This is a genomic window from Paucibacter sp. M5-1 (assembly GCF_027498415.2).
Classification (GTDB): domain Bacteria; phylum Pseudomonadota; class Gammaproteobacteria; order Burkholderiales; family Burkholderiaceae_C; genus Roseateles_E.
Map to the genome: position 1 here is coordinate 195,588 of NZ_JAPZLM020000001.1, position 16,904 is coordinate 212,491.

The following is a 16,904-nucleotide window of genomic DNA, read 5'->3' on the forward strand; positions in this document are numbered from 1 at the left end:
AGCTCTCTGAAAGCGCGTTGTGCCGCCCATTCGCGCCGCAGCGCCCCGGGATTTCAGATGTATGTTCTTTTTGAGTTCAGCTTGTCCTGCAGTAACCGGCAGCTTGACTATCCCACTTGCGAACCGCTTGCAGCGCTTTGATGCACCAACCGAACCGTGGACCGGTCGACCCCTTCTGGAAGTTCTGCGTCTTTCCTGATGTAAGGCCGCTTTTGGCTGAGCAGCCTGTCAAGGTGCTTTCCCAGCTTGTCCCATGCCTGGCGCTTCTCTTCGGCGTAGTCGTGCAGCATGTAGTGTCGTCGCACCTTGCTGCCTTGCAGGACGTGGTTCTGGCATCGGTCGATCACGTTGGGATCCACGCCTAAAGCCTGCATCATCGTGGCCGAGGTGCGGCGCATATCGTGTGGGGTCCACTCGCCCTTGTCGCCGCTGCTTAGCACCAGGCCGTTGTCCATCGGGCGGCGGTTCGGCTTTTTGCCCAGCGCCTTGAACATGAGTTGGCGATCACCCACCTGAGCAGTCACGGCCTGGTGATGAATCGGGGCGCTTTCCTTTTCGGGCGACGGGAAGATCCAGCGAGACTCGCCAGCCATCTCCAGCAGGAGCTCGAACTGCCGCACAGAGAAATCGTTGAGCAGCACCAGGTGGTCGGTTTTCGTGCCGCGCGTGCCCTTGACATTGGCCTTGGGTATGAACCACTCGCGCTTGTCCAGATTGACATGCTCCTGCTCGGCCAGCAGCAATTCGCCAATACGACATGTCGTGCCCAGACACAGCCAAATGGCGCACTGGTGCTTCTTCGCAAGTCCGCGTTGCGAGCGCACCAGTTCTACCCAGGGATTCCAGTCAGGGTCAGGCAGAGGGCGGGCGCGTACAGCGACGCTGTTCTCTCGCTTGCGCCAGTAGCCCCGGTCGGGCGTGGGAATGTTACGGCGGGCGCAGATCTTTGCCAGGCCGCGGTCGGAGATGCCAAGTTGCTGGGCCAGACGCATGATGGGCGTTGCCCATACCCTGTCGTAGAGCGCGTGGCGCGTCATTCCCGCTGCGTCGCTATCCATGGCGGTGAAGATGTCCCGCAGCTCCACCAACTCGTTTTCAGCCAAGACGCGGGTGCGCACATTGTTCAGGTCGTAGTCGGTGTCGACGATCCTCCCGACTTCGATCAGGTCGATGGGGTTGCCCTCGACAAGGAGCCTGCGCCACGGCTGGCGCTTCTCGGCCCAGTGATACATCTGCGCCAGGTTTGTGTAGACGGTGACTGCCAGGCGATTCGCGCCACGGGCGACAATGACACGCAGCAGGTCTCTCAGATCGTGCTCCGTGGTCAGGCGGACCGGTTTCGTCCCGATGAATGGGCGCACGTTCTTGTCCAGTTTCAGGCCAAGTTCGTGGTTGCCGTCCTTGCGCCGCACGCCATCCCGCAGCCATGTGTCGATGAGGTCATTGTTGGTGAGGTCTTCGGCGCGTCTCTGGGCGTCTGCTGCGATGACAGCTTCGACTTGTTGCTGGGCTTCGATCCTGGCAGCCTTCTTTGCGTCGTTCGGGTTGATGCCAGCCTTGACCTTGTTGCGGGCATCGTCGCGATGGCGGCGGATGACTTCGAGGCTGTTGCCGGGCCAGGAGCCGCACTGATACCAAGAGACCTTGCCACCCCACTTGAACGCAAAGCGAAAGCGGACCGCCACTGCGTCTTCGTTTGTGACTCGGACTTCCCCAGTCAAGCCGTCGCTGTCAGCTATGATGTCGCCTTTCCAGTCCAGCGGGATTGCCCGCAGTTCTGCGATCGTCCAGCGCCGGCCCTTGCCGGATTTTGGGTAGCGAGTCGTCATTGGCGGTTCGAGCTCCAGATTCCTTCACAGGTCTGCGTTCTGCCAGGGGTAAACCGTAGGGTAAACCGTGAGCGGGACTTTGTGGGATTTCTTGAAATGTCGCGGGACGGGGGAAGAGAGTTAAGTTGTTGAAGTGTAAGGGATTTTTGGTCTTGGTAGGTCTCGCACAGTGCCCCTAGGTTCGATGGATAGGTACTTTGGGAGCAGAGGGTCGCGAGTTCGAATCCCGCCGCCCCGACCAAGATTTCTCTGCATCATCGGCACCTCTGCCCGTAGCTCAACTGGATAGAGCAGCTGCCTTCTAAGCAGCAGGTCGGGGGTTCGAGTCCCTCCGGGCAGGCCAAATCAGGCCCTCACAAAGCCCCACAACATTGCAAGCCGCCCAGTGAATCATGCACTTGGCGGCTTTTTGCTTGCATCGTCTGCCGACGACCATGGATCGCAGCCCGTCTTGCCATCCTTGCCTCGGCTGTATTCGGCCAGCCCACTGCACTTCTCCGTACCGTCTTCGGCGAACGTTGCAACGATGACGTGGCCGCCCGGCTTGACGGCACGCAGGACCGCATTGACGTGTGCGTCACGCTCTTCGGGTGTCGGCTAAACGAACATGCTAGCGGGATCGTAGAGCGATTGCAGCCGGGGGGATGGCCGGCGCTTGCCGACATCATGCCGCCGACACGATTTGGTTCCGCCCGGCCTGCTTGGCCCGATACAGCCTGCGGTCCACGAGGTCGATGAAGGGGGATGAGTCTTGGCCGGCCGCCGGGATCGTGGTGCCCACACCCATGCTGACCGTGATCAACTGGCCCAGTGGCGAGTTCTCGTGCGGGATTTGGGCTTTGAAGATGGCTTGTCGGCAGCGCTCGGCAACGGCAGCGGCGGCGGCCTCGTCGCTGGCGGGTAGCACCAGGACGAATTCCTCGCCACCGTAGCGGGCAAGAAGATCACGTGGGCGGTTTGCGGCGGCAGCCAGTGCCTGCGCGATGCGCCGCAGGCAGTCATCACCTTCGAGGTGGCCGTGGTGGTCGTTGTAGCGCTTGAAGAAGTCAACATCGAACAAGATCAGCGAGAGCGGCTGGGTGTTGCGTCGGGCCTCTTCCCACTCTTTGGCGAGTACGGCGTCGAACTTGCGCCGATTCGCCACGCCGGTCAGGCTGTCGAGGAAGGAGAGATCCTCGAGTTCCTTCTGCAGGCTCAGCAGCTTTTCCTCGGTTTTCTTGCGCTCCGTGATGTCGAACATGAAACCAATCAGCGAGTCGACAGCCCCGTGCTCGTCGCGCACCACATGCACGACGTCGCGGATCCACACGTACTCGCCGCTGGCGGTCAGCGCCCGGTAGTCGGCCTCGTGGTCCACGCCTGCCTGCGACTGCGAAACGCAGAAGTTGACGACGCGCTCGCGGTCGTCCGGATGCATGCGCGAGGCCCAGTCATTGACGCTGACCCAAGTCGACGGCGCCCAGCCGAGCAGGGCTTCGATCTGCGGGCCGATATAGCTGAAGGTCAAGGTCGCCCAGTCGATCTTCCATGGGATGGCACGGGTGGATTCAAGCAGGGTCCGGTAGACGGCGCCGTTGGATTCGCTAGGGTGCATGGGGGAGGGGGCTGGATGCGACGCGCAAGCATAGCGGCGGGCCGCTGCTGGAACACGGGAGTTTTTCGCGGAGTCGAAACCGAGCTTGGCTGGCGGCACCGCGCTCGATCCTGGCTGGCCAGTGGCTGCTCTCGGCAGGCGGGGCGACTGGGCAGTCCGGCCAGAAGCAGTCTGTCACGCCAATTGCTTGAAGCCGACTTTCACTGGGTCTCCGCGGCATATCGCGCTTTGAGGTCGTCGATCAGCCACCTGCCCGCCGGCCCCGGTGGCTCCGACGCCCGATGAAATGCAGCCATCGTGAGTGCGAAGCCATTGGGCAGCATGTCCTCCACGTCGAGCGACACCAGCGTCCCTTCCGCAAGGTCCTTGCGCACCATATGCTCCGGCATGTTTCCCCAACCAACGCTGTCCCTGAGGAATGCGTGCTTGGTGGAGAGATCCGCCAGCCGCCAGGTCGCCGCCGACTTCACGCCGTAGTCGTGGCCCGCGCTCAACTCCGAGCGATCGGTGAGAACCAGTTGAACGTGCTTGGTCAACGCCGCTTTCGGTATCCGGCGCTTGAAACTTGCAAGCGGATGATCGGGTGCGGCCACCGTGACTAGCGACAACTGACCGATGCCTTCGCTGACGAGCGACGGGAACACCATCGGCAGCGGCGCGAGAATTCCCAAGTTGCAGCGCCCGTCGACAACCGGTTGATAGCCCGCGCCCAGGCCCTCCACGAACACACGCAGCGGCGTGAGCGGGAATCGGCTGGCAAACGCCTTGGCGGCAGCACTGACGACTGCAGTCGGAAAAAACACGTCCACCACGACCGAAAGTTCCGCTTCCAGCCCCGCCGCCATCAACTTGGCGCGAGCCTTCAGCGTGTCGACACCCGACACGATGTTGCGCGCGTCCGTCAACAGGAGGAGGCCTTCTGGGGTGAGCTTCGGGTAGCGGCCCGATCGGTCGAACAGCACGACACCAATCTGCGCTTCAAGGCTGTTGACCCAACCGCTCACCGCGGACTGCACACGGTTGAGTCTTCGCGCCGCCGCCGAAAAGCTCCCCTCATCGACGGCGGTCACGAAGGTTCGAAGCTGATCTAGAGACACGCCATCCAGCATTCAAGGCTCCACCCATCTTTAATTGAGATGGATTGCATCTCAATATACCGTCTTCTCAGATGGTGTGCCTGGTTTCAAGATTCAGGCCAAGGGAACAGATCGTCCCCGGACCCCGGCGCGGAAGCAAAAGGGTCGGACTTCCTTACCGGATTCTTAGAGGCCTTGCCATGCAACTCCTTCCTCTCGACCCCAGCGTGCTCGGCCCGCGGTGGCGTCTATGCCGCAGGCAGTCCGGCAGCCGCGCTTGAGCACCAGGAGAGCTAGCTCATCGGCTTGCTGGCCTTCATCGGTGTGGTCGATGTCGCCGTCGTCCGCGCCGAAGGTCTTGCGATGGGGCCGCAAGCCAAGGATGCCGCCATCGCGCATGCCGGCATACCAGCCATCTCGGCGTGAGCCGCAGGCGGCTCAACCATAACGTTCAATCACAAGGAATTTTCATGACCTACTCCATCATCGGCTCGGGCAACGTCGGCTCAGCACTGGCCCGGCAGTTCGCGCGCAGCGGGATCGCTGTCGCCGTCGCGAATGCTCGCGGGCCGGACTCCATCGAGGCACTGGAAAAGGAGTTCGCCGGCTATGTGACCGCGCAGAGTCTGCAAGATGCAGTCAGGGCCGATGTCGTCATCCTGGCGATTCCCTTCGCTGCTCACGAAGCGGTGGCCCGTGCGGGTGCACCGTGGACCGGCAGAATCGTGGTTGACGCCATGAACACCTACGGGGTGCCACCCGAAGCGCTGAGTGGTCAACCTTCGAGTTTGGTGGTGGCGTCCGCCTTCGGCGGGGCACATGTGGTCAAGTCGCTGAACCAACTCCCAGCCAAGCTGCTGGCATCGGACCCTGTCGAGCATGGCGGACGAAGGGTCATGTTTCTGGCCGGGGACGACGGACGCGCCGTGGGTGTGGTCGCGAAGCTTGTCGGCGATCTCGGGTTCGCGCCCATCGCCCTCGGCACGCTGGCGGGCGTCGGCACTCTGCTGGACAAAGGCGGTGCGCTCATCCTTCAGAACCTGGTGAAACAGGGGTAGGAAGAGTCCAGAGCTGCTGTTCGAGCAGCGGGAGTGACCAGGCCCTCGCCGTCCACCGGGTCATCTCAGCCTTTGATCTGATGCCGGCCCAAGCGCAGGTGTGTCGCCTGTTGCACACCGCACATTCGCAAGTTGGCATTGCCAAGATACTGAGGGTCGCTCCCACCACCGTCACCGATCACGTCCAAAAAGTCTACGATCGACTGGACATGCGCTCGGTCATGAAGCGGGTGACGCTCATGAACAGACGGGCGTAGCAATTGGCATCACGGCAAAGCTAAGGTGGTTGAGCCAAGCTGCGCCAACAAGGGCCTGTCGAGCTTCGGCGAGATCCATGGCAACGACTGGAGGTGAATCATGGCGACCAAGATCGCGTTCGTTTCCTGCGCCTACGGGACCTACCGCAAGACCCAGCCGGCGTGGGAGGACATACTGGCCGCCAAGCCAGACCTGCTGCTTATGCTGGGCGACAACGCCTACATGAGCTGGTACGGCAGCACCTGGGACTTCAAGGCCTTGGAGGACTGCTATCGCGCGCAGTTTGCCGTCAAGGAGTTCCGCGTCGTCATCGAGTCGGTGCCCACTCTGGCGATCTGGGACGATCACGATTGCGGCCCCGACGACACCCTCGGCGCCGAGGCACCGCCTCAGTACGTCGCCACGACGCGCGAGATGTTCGATCGCTGGTTTGGGTTCGCGCGCAATAACAATCGACCGCATATGTATTGCACTTATGACGATCTGCCTGAGGTCAAGATCGTGATGCTGGATATACGGACCTATCGCACCAGCTCTAAGGCGGCCAACCCGACTTTGCTCGGCGATGCACAGGAGAAATGGCTGTGGAAGCAGCTAGACCCGGCCAGGACCGAACAGAAGCGGTTCAACATCATCGGCTCGGGCACGGGGTTCAGCGTGGGCAAGCCCGAGCATCGGGTGGCGGACTACAGGTCCGTGGCCGACGGCATTCGGTCCAGGTTGGCGTTTCATCCGGGCAGCGCCGGCTCCCTGGGGCGTCGGGCACTGTTCCTCGCCGGAGACGTTCACTACAACAAGTTCGTTTCGCACCCGGAAGGGTTCCATGAAGCGATCTCTTCGGGCGTGGCCTGCTTCATCCGCAAGACCTACACGGAGGACGAGTTCGTGCCCGAGCGCTACGCGGACAACTGGGGGCTGATTACCATCGGCGATACGCAGATTCACGTGGACTTTCACGCCAACCCTCACACCACGGGAGGCGCGTCGCGCCGGGTCATCGCCATCGAGGACTGGACCGTCGCCAAGAAGTGATGATCGAGCGATTCAATCTCCTGCCTCGCCTGCTATGCGCAAAAACTTCGGATGTCTCCCAGAGTTCGGGATTGTGAACTGGACGCCCTGAAGACCGGCCGCTCGGCACCTGCACGCGTGAATGGCTGCTGTCAGCGTTGGCTGCGAACTGGCAGTGCCGTCCAAAGCCAGTCGCCTGCGAACGCCGGTGGTGAAGAGTCGATACGGGCTTAGCTGCTGGCGTTCGCTGCCGCCGAGATCGGCAAAGCAAGGTGCACCGAGTCATGAGGTGTGCGATGCCGCACAGACGCCCCGTAGCGCCGAGGCAACCATGCAGGCACAAGTCCCGTGCATTCCGTCGGGACATTCTGGAGTAGCCCTCATGAACCTCATCATTTGGCTGGTACTTGGCGGTGTCATCGGATGGCTGGCCAGCATGCTGATGAAAACCAATGACCAGCAAGGCATCATCCTCAACGTCATTGTCGGCATCGCCGGCGCCATGCTCGCCGGTTGGTTTGTTTCGCCGCTTGTCGGTGTGGGCACGATCAATCAGGCCGATTTCAGCATGCCGGCCTTGATCGTCTCGTTCGTCGGCGCTGCCGCCTTGCTGGCCATCATCGGTCTTCTTCGACGCGGCAGCTCGAGTTGATGCATCAGATGTGCCTATCCACCGCAGCAGGCCGGCCTTGTGACATTGCGGCAGGCTGCGACGACGCCGATGCATGGGGCAATCCGCCTTTCCTCGGACCCCTGGCGCGCCAGTTGCCATTTGCAAGAAACGTCGGCGCTGTTGCCGGCGTATTGAAGGAGTTGATATGGACCAGCCCATTCGCAATCAGACGACCGGCGATTCGACGCCAAAGTCATCGCAAACAGAACTGCCAAAGACAAGCGTCCCCGAGCCCAAGCATCGTGACGACAAAATCCCCGGCAAGGCCTATCACGGCAACGAGAATCCGCCCCACTCAGGCCCCCACACACCGGATCAAGCCATTACCCCGCAGAACGGGGAATAGCGGAACATCATGAAGAACCCTGTCAACGCCCGTGCGGCGTCTTTGGCTGCATTCGAAGCCGCAAAGCCAGCATGCGACCGAGTGACGGTGGCCACCGAAGTGCAGCACCGGCCGGGCAGTTTCGAGTCGTACAAGTTCAGCAACGATGCCGGCAGCCGGATCTACAAGGTCTATGTTCCGCGGGGGGAGCCCGACCGGCCGCACCCGATGATGGTGATGCTGCATGGCTGCTCCCAGTCGGCCGACGACTTCGCAGCGGAAACCCAGATGAACCGCTTTGCGGACGAGTATGGGTTCATCGTCGTGTATCCCCAGCAAGCCGCGGGCGCGAATGCCGCGAAGTGTTGGAACTGGTTCAATCCGCAAGACCAGCTGCGGGGTGCTGGCGAGCCGTCGCTGATCGCTGGCATCGTCGGCGAGGTGGTGCAGAGGAACGGCGCCGACCCATGCCGCATCTTTGTTGCGGGCTTGTCGGCCGGTGCGGCGATGGCGGTGGTGCTGGGTGAGACTTACCCGGAACTGTTCGCCGGTGTCGGTGCCCATTCGGGTCTGCCCTACGCCATTGCGCATGACATCCCCTCGGCCATGGCCGCCACGAGGGGCAGGGGCGGCGGGGCCACAGGGCTGAACGCATCGCGCGCTGCCTCAGCGCCGTCGCACCGGACCATTTCGCACGCCGTGCCGGTCATTGTGTTCCACGGTGATCGCGACCACACGGTGCAGCCCGCGAATGGTGCCTACATCGTGCAGCAGGCGCACGATGCGCACGTCGTTCAAGCCGGGGATCCGGGTCTGCGCATCAAGAAGCTATCCGGCGTCACAGCAGGCGGGCAGCGCTTCAGCCGCGCCGTCCATGCCGACAGCAGGGGACAGGCGAGGATAGAAAGCTGGACCTTGCACGGTGCAGGCCACGCCTGGTCTGGTGGCCACACCAACGGTTCCTACAAGGATGCTGCCGGCCCTGATGCTTCGGCGGAGATGGTGCGCTTCTTTCTGGCGCTCTCCAGATGTCGTCCCAAATCCGGCAAGAGAAATTCGCCACAGCAATGAACTCGGGCACGGCATCCAGAAACGGGGGAAGCATGTGGGTCTTTAGGATTGGGGCGGCCCGCCTGACTGTGATGGTCACTTCCTCACATCATGCCTATCCCGCCTTCTGAATCCCTTGTGCCGGTCCGCATCGGGCCCATTCTGGACACGGCGCTCGACCAGAGCCAGGCCATCAAGGCCGAGGTGAAAGCCTGTGCCGAGGATCTGGGGCTGGCAAACGGCGTGGCCCAGGCATTGATGGCGAAGGGGGTGACCACGCTTCCCGCCGCTCAGGCGTTGCGCACGGGCGTTTCGGTCGAAAAAAGAGTCCAGCGCTGCGTCGACGAGCTGCAGCTGGTCACCGAGCACCTTGCCCATGGCGTGGACGCAGTCCGGGCCGTCGAGCGGACGCTGGACCAGTCCCGCCTCGCGCTGGCGAAGTCCGAGGCCGAACTGGCGGAGATCAGGCAGGCCGGTGGCGTGGGCCGCGCGCCGCCTATGGCACATCAGCGCAACCCTTTGGGGGGCGCTGAGGATGCCGCCACCGGTCTGTCTGGCCCTCTGCTGGATCCACGGGTGCAGGCTCGCTTTGAGACTCTGACGCCTCGTGAGCGCGAGGTCTTCGAGCTGCTCGTGACCGGCCTGAGCAGCAAACTGATCGCGCGGGAACTGGGCGGGAGCTATCGCACCATAGAGATTCATCGCTCACAGATCATGCGGAAGATGGCGGCGCGCCATCTGCCTGAGCTCGTGCGCATGTCCATCGAGTCCTTGGAGCCGCGCAGGCTTGGCACTGGCTAGGTGCGCCTACGTATGGGATGTTGGTCGCCAAGTCCCTATGGTTCGAGCACGATGCCAACCCGAGCCCGCGCCGACCGCCGTTCCAAAGTGCCCCGCCGAATCTTGAACGGTTCTCCCCATGATGCCCTCGTCGCCGGCTGACACCGCCGGGCCCGACGAGACCGGCATGGCGCCGCTGCACCATGCCTCGGAGTCCTTGCTCAACGCCTTGCCCGCCCATATCGCCGTGCTCGACGCCGACGGCATCATCATTTCGGTGAACGAGGCCTGGCGCAGGTTTGCGGGGCAGAACGGCCTGCGCGATGCCGCCCATGGGCTAGGGCGTAACTACTTGGACAGCTGCGCAGCGGCCCCAGGACCGGGGGCTGCGGAGATCTGGGCGGTGGCCACCGGTTTGCGCGCCGTGCTGCATGGCGAACGCAGCAGCTTCACGATCGAGTACCGTTGCGATTCACCGTCGGAGCGGCGCTGGTTCATGCTCATGGCAACACCGGTGGACCCGGCCCACCGGGCGGGCGCGGTGGTCATGCATGTTGACGTCAGCGCGCGTGCAAGGGCGGAGGAAGAAACGCTGCGCAGCAAGGAGTTGCTGCAAGTGGTGGCCGACGGCACCCCCGACATCGTCTATGTCAAAGACATGCGAGGGCGCTACAAGCTGTGCAATAGAGCGCTTGGCACCTTCACGGGCCGCCCGCTGAATCAGATCTTGGGCTGCGACGACCGCGCCTTGTACGGCAGCACCGAAGCTGAGCAACTGATCGAAGATGACCGTGCGATGTTCACCAGCGCCACGGTCCAGGAGACGGAGAAGTGGCTCACCGGGGTGAACGGTCGACGTCTTTTCCATTCGACGAGGGTCCCTTACCGCGATGCTCAGGGGGCCTTGATCGGCATCATTGGCATCGCGCGCGACGTCACCGATGACCGGCTCGCCCAGCAAGAGTTGCGCGACAGCAAGGCGATGCTGGACATCGCCGGACGGGTTGCCAAGGTCGGGGGCTGGATTTACGACCTGACTCAACGGCGCCTTCACTGGTCCGACATCGTCGCAAACCTGCACGATGAGCCGGTTGGCTACTCACCACCACCCGAGCTTGGCTGGGCCGCTTTCGTGCCCGAGCACCTGGCGATGGTTCGCCAGGCCGTCGAGCGCTGCATTGCGTCCGGTGTGCCCTATGACCTTGAGGCCGAGAAGATATCGGCCACCGGACGCCGTTTCTGGGTTCGCACCATCGGAGAAGCGGTCCGCAATGCCGAAGGGCGGATTTTCAGGATTCAGGGCGCCTTGCAGGACATCACGGAGCGCAAGGTGTCGGCGCTGCGGACGCAGAAACTGGCAGACCGATTGAGCAACACGCTCGAGAGCATCACCGACGCCTTCTTCACGGTGGATCGCGACTGGCGCTTCACCTACATCAACCGCGAGGCCGAGCGGCTGTGGGGGCGCCAGCGCGACACCTTGCTGGGGCGTGTCTTGTGGGACATCTATCCGGACGCCCGGGGCTCGGTGTTCGAGCGCCACTATGACCGGGCGATGAAGGGCGAGACGGGCCTCAGTTTCGAGGCCTTGTACCCACCGATGCGGATGTGGTTCGGGGTCGATTGTCACCCCCTGGACGATGGGCTCTCGGTCTACTTTCGCGACGTCACCGAAACTCGCGCGGCCCGTCAGCAGCTGAAGTTGCTGGAGGCCAGTGTGGCCCAGTTGAACGACATCGTCATCATCAGCGAGCCGGACCCGACATTGCTTCACGGACTGCGTATCGTGTTCGTGAACGACGCATTCGTTCGCCTGACGTGCTATGCGCGGGCGGAGGTGATAGGCCGCTCACCGGCCTTGCTTGATGGACCTCTGACCGATGTTTCAGAACTGGGCCGCATGCGCTGTGCGGTCGAGCGCTTCGAGTCGGCGCACCTGGAGCTGATGAAATACACCAAGGACGGCAGGCACTATCCGATCGAGTTGGACATCACGCCGGTTGCCTCGGCGGGCGAGGGCTTCACGCACTTCATTTCCGTGATGCGCGACATCAGCGAACGCCGGCGCAGCGAGGGCGCCTTGCGCGAGCTGAATGCGGGGCTGGAGGACAGAGTTCGCCACCGTACCCTGGAACTGGAGCGCGCACGTGAACTCGCCGAGCAGGCGAACCGGGCCAAGTCCTCCTTTCTTGCGATGATGAGCCACGAGATCCGCACGCCGATGAACGGGGTCATCGGCATGATCGACGTGCTCGAGGAGAGCAGCCTGCATCCGAACCAGCGCGAGCTGGTGAAGACCGCCCGGGAGTCGGCCTACGCCTTGCTGGCCATCGTCGACGATGTGCTTGATTTCTCGAAGATCGAGGCCGGCCTGTTCGAGATTGATCGCGAACCGATGCAGGTCGAAGCTGTGCTCGAAAGCGTTTGCGATACGCTGCGCCGCCTGTCCGAGAACCAGGGCGTCGGGCTGCGCTTGTCCGTCGATCCCCGGCTGCCTTCACACACGCTGGGCGATGCCGGCCGGCTGCGCCAGGTGCTGGTCAATCTGGTCGGGAATGCCATCAAGTTCAGCAGCGGGCAGGATCGCCAGGGGAGGGTGTGCTTGCGCGCCCAGCGCGCCACAGCCGACGACAGCGACATGCTGGAGCTGATCGTCTCGGACAACGGCGTCGGCATGGACACCGCGACCGTGGCCCGCCTGTTTTCGCCCTTCACGCAGGCCGATGCCAGCACGACGCGACGTTTTGGCGGCACCGGTCTGGGGCTCAGCATCTCGCAGCGCCTGGTGGAGATGATGGGCGGGTCCATCGCGGTCAACAGTCAATTGGACCAGGGGGCCACCTTCACGGTGCGATTGCCGATTGAAATGCCATTGGCAAGCGACGCCTTTACCGAGTTGCCTGCCTGGCCGCCGCTGCTGGGCCTGCCTTGCCTGGTGTTGGGGACGGCCGACCAGGCCGGCGACCTCGCCGAGTATCTGAGCCATGCCGGATGTGCTGCGCGGCGCGCGTCCACGCTTGCCGAGACCCTGATCTGGCTGCGAACTGTCGGCCCGGGCCGCTGCGTGCTTGTTGTCGCCGACCCGCCCGAGGCCATCGACCGGGTTCTGGCCGCCTGCCGGGCGGCCGCTCTCGATTGTCACGAGACGATGCTGGCCTTTGTCGTCATCGAGGCCGGGCGACGGCACCGGCCGCGCCGGCTGCAAGCGGATCAGCTGGGCCTGGACGGTGACTGCCTGCACCGGGCCGTCTTTCTTCGCAGCGTTGCGCTTGCGGCCGCCCCGGAGACGGTCGACGAACACGCCGAGGATTCCGCCCAAGGCAACAGCCGTTTTGCCAGGTCAGAGCCTGATGCGAGGCCGGCGGCGGACCCGTTGATCCTGGTCGCCGAGGACAATGAAATCAATCAGAAAGTGCTCGCGAAGCAGCTCGCTCTGCTCGGCTATCGCGCCGAGATGGTCGGCAATGGCCTTGAGGCCCTGGACCACTGGCGGCGCGGGGGGCACGCCTTGCTGCTGACCGATCTGCACATGCCGGACATGGACGGCTATACCTTGGCCGCAGCGGTGCGCGCCGAAGAAGGCGGCGGGCGCCGCCTGCCCATCATTGCCCTGACCGCCAATGCCTTGCGCGACGAAGAACTGCGCTGCCGCCAGGCCGGCATGGATGGATACCTGACCAAACCGGTGCGGCTGGCGCAGTTGAAGTCCGCCATCGATGCCTGGTTGTTCCCGTTGCAGCAGGCGGGCGAGGCGGCGCCCCATGCCCCGGCGGGGACAAGGCCTCCGGCTGACCTGAGTGTGCTGACGGAGTTGATTGGCGGCGACTTGCAGGTGATGCGCGAAGTGCTGGATGCCTTTCGTGCCAACACAGAGCGTTCGGCGCTGGAACTCGGGCAGGCACAGCGTGAGGGGGCTTTTCAGGGCATGGCCGACATTGCCCACAAGCTCAAGTCCGCAGCGAGGGCCATAGGCGCAGCACGGCTGGGGCAGATCTGTGCCGACATCGAGGGAGCGGCCACCAGCAGCCCCCGCAATGCGGCCTTGAGCACCTTGATGGCCGCGTTTGACAAGGAGCTGCGCGCCGTCCACCACTTCCTCGACGCACACCGGGATGGTCATGCCTGAACACCTGCCTGATATCTGGCCGACTTTTGTGCCGACCCTGCCGCTGGGGCTCGGGCCGCCCGAAGGCCCCATGCCCTCGGGCAGTGTCCGCAAGCCGCATCGCCAGCCCAGTCTGCTGCTGGTCGACGACGACCCGTTCATGCTCGGCATGCAGTCGCGCATGCTGCGCAGCATGGGCTTCACGATGATAGGCACGGCGGCCAGCGCGGAGGCCGCGCTGGCGCTGCTCAGCGAAGGGCGTGCGGTCGTCGACGTGGTGATCTGCGACCTGAACATGCCCGGTGTTGACGGCCTGGAGTTTCTGCGCCGTCTTGGCGATGCCGACTTCCGGGGCAACATCATCCTGCTCAGCGGCGAAGGCCCCCGCATCATCCACGCCGTGCAGAAGCTGCTCTCCAGCCGTTCTCTGCGGATACTGGGAGCGTTGGAGAAGCCCGCCGGTCGCACGTCGCTGCGCATGCTGCTGGATCTTTGGCAGCCCGAGGCGGAGCCGACAGCCCTGGCTCAGCCGCCCGTTTTTTCTGCCGCCGACCTGCTTGCCGCGCAGCAGGCCGAGCAATGGGTGCTGCACTACCAGCCCAAGGTTGAGCTGCGCAGCGGCGCGCTGATCGGCGTGGAGGCGCTGCTGCGCTGGAATCATCCGCTGCATGGACTCGTCTACCCGGACCGCTTCATCGATCTGGCCGAGGACTGCGGTGCCATCGGGCCGCTGACCGACTGGGTGCTGCACACGGCGCTTGCGCAACTCGCGCTGTGGCACCGCAGTGGGCTGCAGATCCACATGGCGGTCAATGTGTCGATGGAGAGTCTGCGTGCCGCTGATTTTGCGCCCAGGCTGGGCGCGCTCGTGCGCCTGGGCAATCTGTCACCGCAGGACCTGATGCTCGAAGTGACCGAGAGCCGCGTCATGGCCATTTCCTCGGCCCAGCTCGAGACGCTGGTGCGCCTGTGTATGCAGCGTTTCGGTCTGTCGATCGATGATTTCGGCACGGGTCATTCATCGCTGGCGCAGTTGCGCGATGTGCCGTTCACCGAACTGAAGATTGATCGGGGCTTTGTGCATGGCGCGGCTCAAAACCAGCTCATCAGGCCGATGCTGGAAGGCAGCATCGGCATCGCGCAGCGCCTGGGTCTGCAGACCGTTGCCGAAGGCGTGGAGACCGATGAGGATTGGGCCTTGCTGCGCGCTATCGGATGCGACATCGCGCAGGGCTACTTTATCGCCAGGCCCATGCCAAGCGAAAACCTGGCTGCCTGGTTGGCGGAGTGGCTGCTGAGACGGCCCCAACTCCTTGCCCCATGAAGCGCGCGACGGATGAGGCAAAAGTCCTGCTGGCGTCTGACCAGGCCGACGATGCAAGGCGGCCCCATCACCAGCCGGGAGGCAGAGGCCTGCAGCAACTCGTCGTTGCGGACGAAAAGCGGGTTCAGCAAGGGCATACCGTGGCGTGGCGAGCGGATGGCCGCGGTGTCGCCGTGGGCGTCTGAGCCCAGAAGCATCAGAATCTTGGGAGTTCAAGGTATCAGACACGCCCAGGAATCCGATGAAACGTTACGAGGCCTATGCCGAGTCCATTGCCCAGCGCATCCGCAGCGGCAGCCTGAAGCCCGGCGATCGCCTGCCCTCGGTGCGTGAGGTCCGGGGGCAGCAGGGGCTCAGCGCCTCGACGGTTTTCTCGGCCTATTACCTGTTGGAAACCCAGGGGCTGGTCGAGGCGCGGGCGCGTTCTGGCTATTACGTGCTGAGCCGGCCCACCCTTGGCGAGCCGGAGCCCGCCGCCAGCGAACCGCTGAGTCACAGCATGACGGTGGATGTGTCGGCTCTGGTGTTCCAGGTGCTGGCCCAGGCGCGCCAGCGCGAGCTGGTGCCGCTGGGGTCGGCATTTCCGTCGCCGACCCTGTTTCCGCTGGAGGTGTTGGCGCGCGGCATGGGGCGGGCGATGCGGGCCATGGATCCGTGGCGCACCGTGGAGGACATGTCACCGGGCAGTGGCGAGCTGCGGCACCAGATCTCGCTGCGCTATGGCCTGGCCGGCATCGATGTGCCGCCGTCCGAGATCGTCGTGAGCAATGGCGCAATGGAAGCGTTGAACCTCTGCCTGGAGGTGAGCACGCAGCCGGGCGATGTGGTGGCCATCGAGACCCCGTGCTTCTATGCCGCGCTGCAGGCCCTGGAGCGGCGCGGGCTGCGGGCGGTGGAGGTGGAGACCCATCCGCGCAGCGGCGTGGATCTGGACTCGCTGCAGCGCGTGCTGGCACAGCATCCGGTCAAGGCCTGCTGGTTCATGCCGACCTTCCAGAACCCGATGGGCGGCACCATGCCTGATGATGCCAAGGCCAGGCTGGTCGAGATGCTGAGCGCGCGGCGCATTCCGCTGATCGAGGACGATGTCTATGGCGAGCTGCACCACGGCCCGCGCCGCCCGCCGCCGGCCAAGGCCTGGGACCGCGAGGGCTGGGTGATGCACTGCGGCTCCTTCTCGAAATCGCTGGCACCGGGCTACCGGGTGGGCTGGGTGGCGGGCGGGCGTTTCGCGACCGCGCTGGGGCGGCACAAGCTGATGAGCTCGCTGGCGGTCGCCTTGCCCTCGCAGCTGGCGCTGCAGGAGTTCCTGCAGCAAAACAGCGTCGACCGCCATCTGCGCAGCCTGCGGCATGCGCTCAGCCGCCAGCAGGCCTCGGCGCTGCGCGTCATTGCGCGCGAGTTCCCTGCCGGCACCCGGGTGACCCGGCCCGAGGGCGGCTATTTTCTGTGGGTCGAGCTGCCGGCCGCCGTGGACGCGCTGGAGGTGCATCGCCGCGCGATGGCCTGCGGCGTCGGTGTCGCACCCGGGCATCTGTTCTCCGCCGACCGGCGCTACCGCCACCATCTGCGCATCAACCATGGCTATCCGGGCGACAGCCGTTTCGAAGCGGCGCTGTGCAGCCTGGGGCGCATCGTCAGCGAGCTGGCCTTGAAGTGAGGGCTTGTGCGACCATAGGGGCTGTAGCACCGGCAAAGCCGGGCACACCGGGTGTCCCCATCGACACGCGGAGGACTGCAGTTTTAAGGAGGCCGCAGTTGAAAGCACTACTCGCTACCGCCGTTGCGGAACTCGCGCGCGACACCTCTCGGGGATCGAAT

Annotated in this window: 12 protein-coding genes and 1 tRNA gene; 10 read left to right on the forward strand and 3 right to left on the reverse strand. The window is 64.0% G+C overall.

Annotated features, from left to right (window positions below; all coding sequences use genetic code 11):
- Nucleotides 1-107: 107 nt before the first annotated feature.
- Nucleotides 108-1,829, reverse strand: a complete 1,722-nt coding sequence (locus O5M90_RS00950; protein WP_269841782.1) for a site-specific integrase — start codon at nucleotides 1,827-1,829, stop codon at nucleotides 108-110.
- Between the two features lie 266 nt (nucleotides 1,830-2,095).
- Between O5M90_RS00950 and O5M90_RS00955 the strand changes: the two genes are divergently transcribed.
- Nucleotides 2,096-2,172: transfer RNA gene (locus O5M90_RS00955), tRNA-Arg, on the forward strand.
- A 321-nt stretch (nucleotides 2,173-2,493) separates the two neighbouring features.
- Here the strand turns inward: O5M90_RS00955 and O5M90_RS00960 are convergent.
- Nucleotides 2,494-3,423, reverse strand: coding sequence for a GGDEF domain-containing protein (locus O5M90_RS00960; protein WP_262968285.1), 930 nt, complete (start codon nucleotides 3,421-3,423; stop codon nucleotides 2,494-2,496).
- Nucleotides 3,424-3,623: 200 nt separating this feature from the next.
- Nucleotides 3,624-4,532 (reverse strand): LysR family transcriptional regulator, encoded by a 909-nt coding sequence (locus tag O5M90_RS00965; RefSeq protein WP_269841781.1) that lies wholly within the window; start codon nucleotides 4,530-4,532, stop codon nucleotides 3,624-3,626.
- Nucleotides 4,533-4,969: 437 nt separating this feature from the next.
- On the opposite strand from O5M90_RS00965, the gene O5M90_RS00970 reads away from it, so the two are divergent.
- The 9 genes from O5M90_RS00970 to O5M90_RS01010 all read left to right on the forward strand — a co-directional run bounded on the left by O5M90_RS00970 (nucleotide 4,970) and on the right by O5M90_RS01010 (nucleotide 16,743).
- Nucleotides 4,970-5,557 (forward strand): NADPH-dependent F420 reductase, encoded by a 588-nt coding sequence (locus O5M90_RS00970; protein ID WP_269841780.1) that lies wholly within the window; start codon nucleotides 4,970-4,972, stop codon nucleotides 5,555-5,557.
- Between the two features lie 357 nt (nucleotides 5,558-5,914).
- On the forward strand, nucleotides 5,915-6,847 hold the full coding sequence (locus O5M90_RS00975) for an alkaline phosphatase D family protein (protein WP_269841779.1): 933 nt from the start codon (nucleotides 5,915-5,917) through the stop codon (nucleotides 6,845-6,847).
- Between the two features lie 361 nt (nucleotides 6,848-7,208).
- Nucleotides 7,209-7,478, forward strand: a complete 270-nt coding sequence (locus O5M90_RS00980) for a GlsB/YeaQ/YmgE family stress response membrane protein (protein WP_269841778.1) — start codon at nucleotides 7,209-7,211, stop codon at nucleotides 7,476-7,478.
- A gap of 166 nt (nucleotides 7,479-7,644) precedes the next feature.
- A complete protein-coding gene (locus O5M90_RS00985; protein ID WP_269841777.1) occupies nucleotides 7,645-7,845 on the forward strand; it encodes a hypothetical protein in 201 nt (66 codons plus the stop codon).
- Between the two features lie 9 nt (nucleotides 7,846-7,854).
- The gene (locus tag O5M90_RS00990) at nucleotides 7,855-8,895 is read left to right on the forward strand and encodes an extracellular catalytic domain type 1 short-chain-length polyhydroxyalkanoate depolymerase (RefSeq protein ID WP_440401776.1); all 1,041 of its coding nucleotides are present in this window, start codon (nucleotides 7,855-7,857) and stop codon (nucleotides 8,893-8,895) included.
- A gap of 90 nt (nucleotides 8,896-8,985) precedes the next feature.
- Entirely contained in the window at nucleotides 8,986-9,675 is a 690-nt protein-coding gene (locus O5M90_RS00995; protein ID WP_440401777.1) for a response regulator transcription factor, read from the forward strand.
- 118 nt (nucleotides 9,676-9,793) lie between these two features.
- Nucleotides 9,794-13,780: a PAS domain-containing protein gene (locus O5M90_RS01000; RefSeq protein WP_440401778.1), complete on the forward strand. Its 3,987-nt coding sequence runs from the start codon at nucleotides 9,794-9,796 to the stop codon at nucleotides 13,778-13,780.
- Nucleotides 13,773-15,083: an EAL domain-containing response regulator gene (locus tag O5M90_RS01005; protein ID WP_269841770.1), complete on the forward strand. Its 1,311-nt coding sequence runs from the start codon at nucleotides 13,773-13,775 to the stop codon at nucleotides 15,081-15,083. The genes O5M90_RS01000 and O5M90_RS01005 overlap by 8 nt, the downstream gene beginning before the upstream one ends.
- Nucleotides 15,084-15,324: 241 nt before the next feature.
- Nucleotides 15,325-16,743, forward strand: coding sequence for an aminotransferase-like domain-containing protein (locus O5M90_RS01010; RefSeq protein ID WP_269841769.1), 1,419 nt, complete (start codon nucleotides 15,325-15,327; stop codon nucleotides 16,741-16,743).
- The last annotated feature ends 161 nt before the right edge of the window (nucleotides 16,744-16,904 follow it).